Annotated in this window: 5 protein-coding genes and 2 pseudogenes; all 7 read right to left on the bottom strand. The window is 45.3% G+C overall.

The window, feature by feature from the left end:
• Nucleotides 1–15: 15 nt before the first annotated feature.
• Complete coding sequence (locus C1T29_RS11475; RefSeq protein WP_040083013.1) at nt 16–1158, bottom strand: acyl-CoA dehydrogenase; 1143 nt, start codon at nt 1156–1158, stop codon at nt 16–18.
• A 90-nt stretch (nt 1159–1248) separates the two neighbouring features.
• Nucleotides 1249–1455 (bottom strand): annotated as a pseudogene (locus tag C1T29_RS11480) (hypothetical protein); the annotation flags it as partial.
• Nucleotides 1456–1459: 4 nt separating this feature from the next.
• A pseudogene (locus tag C1T29_RS11485) lies at nt 1460–1636 on the bottom strand (alanine acetyltransferase); the annotation flags it as partial.
• 117 nt (nt 1637–1753) lie between these two features.
• Nucleotides 1754–3286, bottom strand: coding sequence for a glycoside hydrolase family 10-like protein (locus C1T29_RS11490; protein ID WP_103748722.1), 1533 nt, complete (start codon nt 3284–3286; stop codon nt 1754–1756).
• A gap of 153 nt (nt 3287–3439) precedes the next feature.
• Nucleotides 3440–3832, bottom strand: coding sequence for a DUF1360 domain-containing protein (locus C1T29_RS11495; RefSeq protein WP_014476970.1), 393 nt, complete (start codon nt 3830–3832; stop codon nt 3440–3442).
• 111 nt (nt 3833–3943) lie between these two features.
• Nucleotides 3944–7783, bottom strand: a complete 3840-nt coding sequence (locus C1T29_RS11500; protein WP_103748721.1) for a non-ribosomal peptide synthetase — start codon at nt 7781–7783, stop codon at nt 3944–3946.
• A gap of 7 nt (nt 7784–7790) precedes the next feature.
• Nucleotides 7791–11801, bottom strand: a 4011-nt coding sequence (locus C1T29_RS11505; RefSeq protein WP_208945700.1) for a non-ribosomal peptide synthetase, incomplete at its 5' end; no start/stop codon positions are given.

Genomic DNA, 11801 nt, shown 5'->3' on the forward strand with positions numbered 1-11801 from the left:
AAAGCGTTTACATTTTCATTTTAAAAGCTGTCTGGCGATTACGAGGCGCTGAATTTCAGATGTGCCTTCACCGATTTCCATTAATTTTGCATCCCGCAGCATCCGTTCCACCCCGTACTCTTTCATATATCCTGAACCTCCATGGATTTGAATGGCTTGATTGCAAGCTCTAGTCGCCATTTCAGATGCGAACAGCTTGGCGTACGCCGCTTCTTTTGTGAACGGGCGGTTATGGTCTTTCAGCCAGGCTGCTTTTAACACCATTTGCCGTGCCAGATCAATTTCCATCGCCATGTCAGCAAGCTTAAATTGAATCGCTTGGAAGGAAGAAATCGGCTGTCCAAATTGCTTCCGTTCTTTCGCATATGCCAATGATGCGTCAAGTGCCGCCTGGGCAATGCCAACCGCAAGAGCAGCAATGGAGATTCGCCCGCCGTCCAGCGTATATAGAAATTGTTTAAATCCTTTTGTTGGATCGCCGAGTAAGTTGCCCGCAGGCACTCTTACATCCTCAAGCAAAATTTCTGCTGTATTCGAACCACGGACGCCCATTTTATCGTACGGGCTCGTAATCGTGAGTCCTGGTGTGTCAGTTGGCACAATCAATGCGGAGATGATGTTTTTTCCGTCTTTGGTTTTGCCTGTTACCGCGGTCACAATAACTGTCCGTGCGTAGCTTGCATTTGTAATCCAGCACTTTTCGCCGTTGATTACATACTCGTCACCATTTGAAATCGCTTTTGTTTGAGTGCCCCCCGCATCTGAGCCGGCATTTGGTTCCGTCAGGCCGAATGATCCGAGTGCTGTGCCCGAAGCCAGCGGCGTCAAATGCGTCCGTTTTTGTTCTTCTGTTCCAAAGTAATAGAGAGGGCTGGCGCCTAATGAGACCGCTGCAGCGTAGCTTAATCCAGTACTGCCGCAAGCTTTGCCGACTTCTTCAACCGCTAAGGCATATGAAATCGTATCACCGCCAGATCCACCGTACTCTTCTGGAAATGGAATACCCATCAGCCCAAGTTCACCCATTTTTTTAAATGTTTGGATCGGGAACTCGCCCGTTTGATCTACATGTTCAGCGTGAGGAGCAATTTCTTTTTTCGCAAAATCTTTTACCATTTCACGCACCATTTGTTGTTCTTTTGTCAGCTCAAAATTCACGTCGTTTCCTCCTTCACATCTTTGTAACATTTTATTAGGCGAGTTCTATAATCATTCCCTGACAAGAAAAGTCTGAAAATTAAAACTGAATCATTTTTTATGTGATAATATCAGCGGAATGAGCAAATACATGCCGTAGGCGCATACCATCCATATCGCAAACGCAATGACTTGGCCCTTTGATAGAGCCGGGAAGATAAGGGGACGATTCCAAAGGGAAATCGTATCAATCAATAAACCGACCGCTGACCCCCATATACCGAGCTTGATCACCGCGTACTGTGATCGGTCGAGTTTGGGTAATCATGTTATGTACTGTTTTTATGTTATGTTTCGGGATGATTCCGCAGTAATTGAATCCTTTTTCATTATCATAGATCAAAAACACGTCCTGTACATGGATCTCTTCGATTTTACTTAGTACTAGGTTCTCAGATTCCAATACTGGAAAATGTCCAAACACCGCTTCCACATTCATGCGAGTCTCTCCCTTGCTTTTTTTGTTTCTATAAAAATTCAGCGGCTTATCATCATTTCCTGTTTTCAACATCATTTTTTTAAAAAAGACGACTTGGAAAGCCGTCCGTCTCATTTCTTATTTTGTTGTTCGTTTGGAAGCCTTGCTTTCGTTATGAAGCCGGTCTGCTGAAGTGACATAATACGTATATTTCTTGTTAGGATCTGCCGTGTTATCTAAGAAGGTTTGCTGCTCATGTGTTTTTCTTTGCGTTGCCAGCAATGTTTTCTGCTTTTTCCCTTCGGCTCTGTATATTGCGTAATAGGCTGTTTCTTTCGTTTTTTGATTTGATGGATGGTCTTTAATCTGCAGAAGGTTGCCGTTTTTGTTTTCGATGACTTTTGTAAGCTTCGGTTTTTTTGGAGCGGTACTGTCAAGCCAAGGCATTTGCGGAACCAATGCCGGCTTGCTGTAAAGATCAGTGATGAGCCTGTCTTTGATGCCAAGCGGATTTTTGTTGAGGTCCTTGAGGCTGAAATGCATGCTTCCTTTCACCAGCTCATGCTGACGGTTCAACGTGATTTGCCGCACATATTCCTCGGGGTCGGACCAAGGTGGATCAAAATTGTTATTGATTTTATATGCTGCCTGGCCAATATATAAGTGAACAGGCCTATTTTTAACTTCATTGCTCCACCAATCAGCCAGCACGTCGTAAGCCGCTGCGTTAAAGCCGATACTCCAATAAATTTGCGGAGCGATATAATCGATGTCACCTTCTTGGATCCAATGTCTTGTGTCTGCATATAGGTCGTCATAATTTCTGACGCCTGCTATTGTATTCGATCCGGTCGGGTCATCTGCGGCGTTTCTCCATACGCCAAAGGGACTGATGCCGAATTTGACATACGGTTTTGCAGCTTTAATTGTTTGGTTGATTTGTTTGACAAGCTGGTTCACATTGTCCCGCCGCCAGTCATCAATATTCGAAAAAGCGTGTTTTCCGTATTGTTCATACTGTGCTTGATCAGGAAATTCCTTTCCCGCTATTTTATAAGGATAAAAATAATCATCCATATGAACGGCATCGATATCATAATGTTTTACGACTTCTTCAATTCCTTTAACGATAAAATCTCTCGCTTCTGGAATGCCCGGATGATAATACAGCTGGTTTCCGTAGGCGGCAACCCAGTCTGGATGTTTTCTTGCCGGGTGATCTTCAGACAATTTATTAAGATCTGTATGATTCATCGTAATACGGTAAGGATTAAACCACGCGTGAAATTCCAAATTTCGTTTGTGGGTTTCCTCAATCATAAATGCAAGCGGATCATAGCCCGGGTCTTTCCCTTGGACACCTGTTAAGTATTCAGACCAAGGTCCGTAAGCGGATGGATAAAAGGCATCAGCCGTCGGTTTAATCTGAACAATAACGGTATTCATTCCCATTTTTTGCACATCATCCAGCAGTTTGCTATACTCCTGCTTTTGCTTTTCAACCGATAACCCTTTTTTTGACGGCCAATCAATGTTCAATACGGAAGCTATCCATACGGCTCTCAGCTCCCTGTCAGACTGTGCATTGGCCATAAACGGAACGGAGATGACAAACGTTCCGACGATCAAGCTGACAATTAAACGGACAATCGACTTTTGGCAAACCTTCATTCTGTTTCTTCTCCCCCATTACATCACTTTCACTATTCGCTATTACGGTATTCTCGGGCTATAAAAGGGTGATTAACAGAATGAAGAAATCAGGATTTATGTCTATCTCACTAAATAAACGAAAAAAGTCCTAAAGCATGTTGTGAGCCGCTTTTAGGACTTTTTATCATTCATCATGGTTTGCAGGCTTTTTAACACATCAATGAGTTTTACGCCGACACCGACAGCCGTTTCAAGGATCGCTTGTGCCCCGGCGATGGCTAAAATAAAGATCAGCGGTATAGCAATACGAGGCAAAAAAAGATAGCCAAGTCCGATCAAGATGGCACACCAAACACCGGCACACCAGTAGCAATTGAGCATGTATCCAAAATTAGAAGCCGGCACGCTTTTTTCGTCTACATGCCCGTTTTGATCTACAATCCTTTTCTTTTTCATAAAAGGTTTTCGGATAAATTCTGTGATTTTGTCGAATACAATCAAATGTGTCAGCCTGTAACTGGCTAGAATCAGCATGATAAATGTAAGAAAAGATAGGTGATCCATGGGAAGCCTCCAAGAAAAAGGATGATGTTATCATTCCCTAGTGTCCTTTATCCATTCTTGATACAAACAGAAAGACGGACAGAGAATGCATGCCTCTGTCCGCTAATTCGCTTATCGTTTTTGCAGTATCGCGTTATTTAAAGTGATCTTGTCTATTATGTCGAGGATGATGTCAGCATTCTTTTCAGCATATGTTCCTTCCAGCATGTCTTTATGAGCGCCAAAGCCCGTGTACTCACTGTAGGTTCCACAGGCTCCCTCCCATTTCGTCAAGCCTGTATGCCCGCTGGTTTCGGTTTGAATTCCAGCTTCAATGAAATGAATGTTTGCTTTGATGCGCCCTTCATTCAGCAATTGTGCCCAATATGCCTGATAGTTTCTCTTTTTCTTGATCACCTTTTCTCTGACCGCTTCAGGCAGATATGCTGCAGATTCGTCATTTCCGGTATCGATAGGCAAAGACTGTTTTTTGAGATAAGCGTCCACGATAATGAAGTCGCTGACTTCCAATCCTTTGCGCTCCAAAGCCTGTGCCACTTCAAAAGCCAGGTTTCCGCCTGCGGAGTAGCCTAATAAAACGTATGGGCCTTCAGGCTGTATGTCCGTGATGCAATTAACATATTGCTCAATGCGGGTGTCGTGTTCTATAAAGTGAAATCCGTAGACAGATGCCTTGTCATTCAGCAATAAAGCAAGGTTTTTGAAATAAATGCCAAATCCTGATATCGGCGGGAAGCAGAACAGGTTTTGCGCGCCGTGCTGGTTCAGTTTGATCACATGCTGTTCATTTGCTTCTGTCAGCTGTTTAGAGTAAAGTGTTTCGGCAAGCTGAGCGATTGTCGGATGTTCGAATAACAAATCAATCGGTATATCAATTTGCTGCTGGTGCTTCAGGGTGTGTATGACCTGCAGTGCTTTTAGTGAATGTCCGCCAAGTGTAAAGAAGTCATCATCAATACTGATTGTGTTGACACCGAGAACATGCTTCCAAATGTTCGCCAATTCTTCCTCAACCAAGTTTCTTGGCAGTGTGATGTCCTTCCGTTTGTCAGGCTTATTTTCTGGTATAGGAAGAGCGCTGCGGTCTATTTTTCCGTTTCCGGTAAGCGGCATCCGGTCCACACGCACCCAGTGCTGCGGGATCATATAGTCTGGGAGCACACGCGCCAAATCGGCACGTATCTCCTTTTCTGTTCGTTTGTCATCGCCGACGTAATGAGCGTACAGCTGTCCCTCTCCGTCAATTTCTCTCATTGTCACTGCCGCTTCCTGCACACCTTCCATTTCTAACAGGCGCGCTTCAATTTCGGCGGGCTCAATTCGTTTTCCGCGGATTTTCATCTGCCTGTCAATCCTGCTGATGTATTCTAAGTTTCCATCGGGCAGCCAGCGCGCCAGATCACCGGTACGGTATATTCTTTCTCCAGGCAAGAAAGGATGTGGAGAAAAAACAGCATTTGTCAGATCTTCTCTGTTCAAATAGCCTTTTGCGACTCCATCGCCGCCTACACAAAGCTCGCCGGGAACGCCTATTGGCAAAAGTTTCCCTTTTGCATCTAAGATATAAGCGGTGCTATTGCTGATTGGTTTCCCGATTGGAATCGGCCCTGCATAGTCTCTTTTCATCTTGAAAAAGGTTGAAAATGTCGTGTTTTCCGTAGGTCCGTAAATGTTATGAAGCGCAAGATCAGGACAGGCGTGTCTGACAGCATTCATCAGGGCGGGAGAGAGTGCTTCGCCTCCGACATATAATGTGTGGAGCCCGCTGAACATGTCTGCTCGTACCTGTGCCAGCTGATTAAAAAGAGCTGTCGTTAAAAATAGCACGGTGATGTCATTTTCAATCAAATACGTCCCAAACCGATCAGGTGACAGCAGTGTCGATTGATCAATGATATGAAGGCTTGCACCATTTAATAGCGCCCCGAACATTTCAAAGGTGACGGCGTCAAAGCTGATAGATCCAGTTAGAATAAATCGGTCATCAACGGACGCAGACGTGTAATTGCTGTTTTTGACAAGGGACACGACATTGCGATTGGTGATCATGACGCCTTTCGGCCGGCCTGTTGATCCTGAGGTATACATGATGTACGCAAGATCATCCGGGCTGGAACTGATGTTGATAGGGATATCGTTCTCTTCCATCAATCCCTGCGCATCTGAAATGATACTTGTTCCTGAGAATGCAGTTGTTTGCTCCAGCCCCTTTTGAACAATCAGCATTTTTGCTTGCGTTTCCTCAAGCATAAAGCTGGCTCGTTCAGGAGGGAGCTCAGCATCAAGCGGGAGGTATGCTCCCCCTGCTTTTAAAACGGCAAGCACACTGATGATGAATTCGGGAGAATGAGCAGCCAATATTCCGGCTGTCTCGTTTTTCCGAAACCCTTTTTGATATAACGCTCTGGCGAGTGAATTAGAGCGTTTATCAAGCTCTTCATACGAAAAAGACATATTCCCATATACAAGTGCGGTATGGTCTGGTGTTTTTTCTGCTTGTTCTCGAAATAAATCGATAATTGTATGATTCTTCGGATACTCTGTTTTTGTATTGTTGAACTGTGTGACAATCTGCTCTTTTTCTGTTGCATCAAGAAAAGAAAAATCAGCAATTGGCGTATCAGGGTGATGGGCCGCTGTGCTCAGCGCTTGCGTAAATTGTCTCTTGATACAGCTGATCCAGGCTGCATCGTAAACGAACGCATTATAGCTGAATTTGATGACAAGTTCTTCGCCGGGAGCAACGACAAGATTAAAGTGATATCCTGATTGCTCGGATACTTGAACTTGATCGATTTGCAGCGGTGAATCGGTATGATCAGCGGAATCGGCGATTTTCTGCTGTAACGGATAGTTTTCAAAGACGAAAATGTGATCAATCAGTTCCTGTTTTAATGTTGTGTTTGCCTGAATATCAAATAGAGGCTGACAGGTAAACGGCTCAGCTTCCAGCGTTTCTTTCTGGCATCGTCTGAGCAGTTCTTGGAACGTTTCGTCTTGCTGTGTTTTAATGCGAACCGGAATGGTATTGATAAACAACCCTATCATTTGCTCCACGCCCGGAATTTCTGACGGTCTGCCTGATACAACCGCACCAAATACAACGTCGTCGGTGCGGTTATATTGCTGGAGCATAACGCCCCAGACGGCCTGAATTAGGGTAGCGAGGGTGACGCCGTGTTGTTTGGCAGTCTCTTTCAGCTTGTCAGTCAGTGACTTACTTAATGAAAATACCAAATCTTCACGGAGATACCCTTCTTTTGTTTCTTTATCAGACACACGAGGCAGCGGTGATGGAGTGCTATAGTTTTTTAAATAGGCATCCCAGTACTCCGCCGCTTTTGCTTTGTCACGGTTTGTCAGCCAGGAAATATAGGTGCTGTACGGACGGACAGGGGCTAAAGAAAGTGTTTTACCTGTACAGATAGATTGATAAATCTGCATAAATTCCTGAAGTACGATGCCAAGGCACCAGCCGTCCATTAAAATGTGATGATGGCTCCAGACACAGACATGCTCCTCTTCAGCTGTTTTGAATAGAGAAATTCGCATCAGCATGTCTTTTTGCAAATCAAAGCCTTTTTGTTTGTCTCTTTCCTTAAAGCATTCAATATACTCATTCTGGTCGTTTGTTGGCAGATGGGAAATGTCTTCACTGCACAAATGAAATTCGCGTTCAGTCATCACTACTTGCCGAGGTCCCGACAAATGCGGGACGTGCGGCAAAAAGACGGTTCTGAAAATATCATGGCGGTCGATGATGGTTTGAATGCTGCGCTGAAACCATTCATAGCTGAGGCTTCCTTTAATGGTGAAAAGTGACTGTTCAACGTATGCCCCCTCCTCTTTACGGAGGAAGGAATGAAAGAGCATTCCCTCCTGCATGTGACTCAGAGGATAAATGTTCTTGATTTTTTTGATGTTATTCATAATGTCTGCACCTTTCTTCACGGATTCATTAGTGAAAACTGAGCATATCAGCAATCTCTTGCAGGGCGTCCTCGGTTAGTTCTTGATCATCAAAATCACTGATGGTCTTTTCTGTTTCGCTTTTGTTCTGGCAGTGTTCGATCAGTTGTAATAAACATTGACGGCATGTTTCGCTAAGCTGTTCGATGGTTTTGTGCTGAAAACGCGTAGTGTCATAAGTCATATTGACAGTCATTTTCCCTTCTGCAGCGATTGCGCTGATATCCAGTAACTGTTCACGGTTCCATGTTGTGCTGATATCATCCCCGGCACCAAGCGGAGAGAATGAGAAGGCGTCTTCTTCAGATACTTCAGTTGGACTGCTGCTTTCAAATTGCCCCAAATAATTGAAGCTGATTTCTGGCGTGCCTATGAAATTGATGTCTTTTTTGTCAGGCGGCGTCAAATATTTAATGACACCGTAGCCGAATCCTTTGTCCGGTACGCGTCTCAGTGTATCTTTTGTTGTTTTTAGCACATGAACTATGCCTTCTTCTGAATATAGCAAGTCTGTGTTCAGTTTAACCAATAACGGATAAATGGCGGTAAACCATCCAACCGTACGGCTCACATCTATCCCGTCTAATACATCCTCTCGCCCGTGTCCCTCTAATGATAGTTTGAAGGCGGATCGATTGGTCCAAGAGTTCAGCGCAAGAATGACAGAAGACAGCAGCATGTCCTGCGTATCAGTGTTATATGCACTGTTGGCGTCTTTTAAGAGCGCATCTGTCTCTTTCTCGTTTAAGGTATACGAAATCGTGGACCGTTTTCTCTCGTTTTCTCTGGTTCCGCCGATTTGATCAAAAGGCAGTGCTTTTGTTTGATACTCTTCGGTTTCGCGCCAATACTTGAGCTGTTTCATTAGCTGCTGGCTTTCAGCGTAGTCAGAGAGCTTTTTCGTATACGCTTTAAATGAGCTTGTTTTAGGCGGCAGCTGAATCTCTTCCCCGCCTGCAGCTTGACGATAGCCTAAAGCCAAATCTTCTAGCAGCACTCGCCACGAAATACCGTCAACGACGAGGTGATGAGCAGATAAAAATAAGAAATCACCGTCAATTGTGTGAAAAAGACCGGCTTGCAGCAGCGGACCATTTTTCAAATCCATTTTCTGCTGAATATCAAGTACATGGTGTTTGATAATTGGCTCATACGCTCTATTTCCGTTAGTGTCTTCTGGAGCTGATAAATCAATCATCTGAAGGCCATACAGTGCATCGTCCGAATGACTGATCGGCCGATTATATTGACTCCACTTTCCTTGTTCATTCTGTGTAAATACCATCCGCAGCGCATCATGATGACATGTTATTGCTTTTAACGTTTTACGAAGTGCCACCTCTTGTACAGAAGTGCTCCGATGCAGCATAACGGACTGATTAAAATGGTGTCTTTCTTTTATCTCTTGAGAAAGAAACCATTTTTGAACAGGCGACCATTGTACGTCTCCCTCAACCGCAGCTTGGCTGGAACTTGTATCTGAATCACGGATATAAGCTGCCAGTTCTTGAATGGTCGGATGGCTAAACAAATCTTTTACTGCCATTTGCTTTCCTATCCGATGAAGCCGCGCGGATACTTGTAACGCTTTGATCGAATCTCCTCCAAGTTCAAAGAACGAATCAGCAGTTCCGATTTTTTCTGCCCCCAGTACTTCTGTCCATATATCCGCCAGTATTTGTTCCATCTTGCTGGCTGGCGCGAGGAATGGGCGTTCAGCTCCGCTCTTCGATACGGGTTTCGGAAGTGCTCTGCGATCCAGCTTACCGTTAGGTGACAATGGAAGTGCATCCAGTTTTTCAATAAACGCAGGGTGCATAAACACCGGCAGCTTGTTTTGTAATTCTGAGCGTACAGTATTTGTGCTCAACTCTGGTTTTGTCACAACATAAGCGCTTAATTCGGTTTGTCCTGACGCCGTTACATGAGCAACTACTGCGGCGTCTTGTACACCGGTTATACAACGGATGACCGATTCAATTTCTTTCGTTTCTACACGGTATCCTCTGATTTTGACTTGATCATCGATTCTTCCCAGATATTCGATTGTTCCGTCGGCCATCCATCTAGCGGCGTCTCCTGTTCGGTACATTCGTGTTTCGGGTTTGAATGGGTTCTTTGTGAAGGCTCTCTCTGTCTGTTCCGGAAGATTGACGTACCCCCTTGCAAGCCCTGTTCCAGCTATACAAAGTTCTCCCGCAACACCGATTGGCTGAAGCTGATGACTGCTATTTAATATCAGTACTTGAGTCCCGTCAATCGGCTGGCCGATGCTTACATATGTCTGCTTTTCCATATGTCTCATGACGGTAGTCGCCACGCTGTTTTCTGTAGGCCCATATTCGTTGGCGAGTTCGGTATGCGGACAAATGGCCAAGCTGCGGTGAATCAATTCGCGGTCAGCTGCTTCTCCCGCTAGTGTGACGACTCTAAGTGTCTTTACATCTGGCGGCTGCACTACGTCCAAAAGCGCTCGATATAAAACAGGCACAATAATCATATGTGTAATCCGGTGACGAGACAGCTGATGCTTAATGGCCAGAATGTCCTTTGCTTCCTCTTCATGAAGCAGAACTGCTTTTGCACCTGACAAAAGCGGTGTGAACATACTAGTTAAAAAGCCGTCAAATGAGAAAGAAAAGAGCTGCAGGATGGTATCTGTCTCGTTGAATGCATAAGCGTTTCGCCGCCACAGAAGCGTGTTGGCAATCCCTTTATGCTCGACCATCACCCCTTTTGGACGGCCCGTCGTTCCTGAAGTATAAATGATATAAGCCAAATGATGGGCAGACGACACTTGCGGCAGCGGCGATTTGTCATATGCCTCCGCGCTCTCTATCGTCAAGACCTCTCCTTCAAAATCAGCAAGTTCTCCCCAATCCGCTTCATTTACTGTCATTAGCAGTTTCGTTCCGCTGTCGCATAGGATATAGCGTTTCCGTTCCGCCGGGTATGCAGGATCAATGGGCACGTAACAGCCTCCGGCTTTCCACACACCAAGTATGGCTGCCACCATACTAAACGAACGATGCACCATGATGCCTACTGGTGTGTCCGGTTTAACACCTCTGCTGCGTAATGTGTGTGCGATTCCATTGGACCACTCGTCCAACTCTTGATAAGTCAGTGTTTTGTCTCCGCTGACAAGTGCAGACGCTTTTGGTGTTCGTGCAGCTTGCTGTTCAAACAATTGACTGATTGTTTGTATTTCGTACTGATTCGCTTGCCCGGTGTTAAACTCATTGAGCAGCTGGTTCCGCTCTTCTTGTGTCAGGACGTCGATATGGTTGAGTGTCACCTCCGGGTGTTTGCCGATGATGCGAAGTATATTTGTAAAGTGCGACGCCCAGCGTTCAATGGTGGTTTTCTCAAACAGTGCTGTTGAATATTCAAAAAGGAAATGGATGTTTCCGTCACCTTCAGATGCTTGTAATGTTAAATCGAACTTAGACACGAGATGAGAAACTTGTGCCGGCTTCATTTGCAAATCATGCAGTTGCAATGGCTCGTAATCATTATTTTGGACAACTAGCATGGCATCAAACAGCGGGTTTCTGCTCATATCCCTTGTCAATTCAAGCTTATCGACAAGCTCTTCGAACGGATAATCCTGATACTCAAAAGCTTCCAATGCAATGTCGCGCACTTCCTGCAAATACTGTACAAACGGCTTCCCGCCCTCCGGGCGTGCCCGCAGCGCCAGCGTGTTCACAAACATGCCGAGTATCGGCTCCAGATCTTTGTGCGGACGGCCGGCAATTGGCGAGCCGACGATGATATCTTCCTGTCCGCTTAAGCGTGACAATAACGCTGTATAGGCCGCAAGGAGCACCATGTACAGTGTGCTTCCGTTCTCCCGTGCCACCTTGTGAAGACCTGATGCCGCTTTTTGATCAAGCGTAAATGAGACCTTGTCACCCGCGAAGCTTCGCACCGGCGGGCGGGGTTGATCAGCCGGGAGATCCAGCACCGGCAGCTCGCCCTCGAGCTGCTTCAGCCA

It is taken from the genome of Bacillus sp. MBGLi79 (genome assembly GCF_002953915.1).

What these genes read in the sequence shown, in the direction of transcription:
- C1T29_RS11490 (WP_103748722.1), bottom strand. Translation starts at nt 3,286, where the DNA reads ATGAAGGTTTGCCAAAAGTCGATTGTCCGTTTAATTGTCAGCTTGATC.
- C1T29_RS11495 (WP_014476970.1), bottom strand. Translation starts at nt 3,832, where the DNA reads ATGGATCACCTATCTTTTCTTACATTTATCATGCTGATTCTAGCCAGT.